Below are 289 nucleotides of genomic sequence, written 5' to 3'. Positions count from 1 at the left end.
GGTCAGCGCACCGGTGCAGGCGAACGCGCCCGCATCGGTCACGGACCCGAAGGTCAGGCCTGCGCCCAGCGTGTCGGCCAGCGTCAGTACTTCGGTCGTCGCCGAGTTCGCCACCGTCGCGGTCAGCGTGTAGGTCAGCGTGTCGCCAGGCGACACCTCGCTACCCGACGCCGGGTTCGAGGTCTTGCTCACCGTGATCGACGTGGCGACGACAGGATGTTCGGTCTCGCAGGTCGTACAGACCGGATCGGGATCGTTGCCGCCAGCCGGGTTACTGGCCACGACGACG

Annotated in this window: 1 protein-coding gene; it reads right to left on the bottom strand. The window is 68.2% G+C overall.

The genetic code is table 11. The features are described 5' to 3' along the window. Positions 1–289 (bottom strand): isopeptide-forming domain-containing fimbrial protein (locus tag ABE487_RS17250; protein WP_346452928.1); only part of this gene is annotated, 289 nt, incomplete at both ends.

It is taken from the genome of Luteimonas sp. TWI596 (assembly GCF_039674105.1).
Taxonomy (GTDB): Bacteria; Pseudomonadota; Gammaproteobacteria; order Xanthomonadales; family Xanthomonadaceae; genus Luteimonas.
The sequence above is the reverse complement of the archived record's forward strand: the minus strand, read 5'-3'. Positions and strand labels throughout refer to the sequence as shown.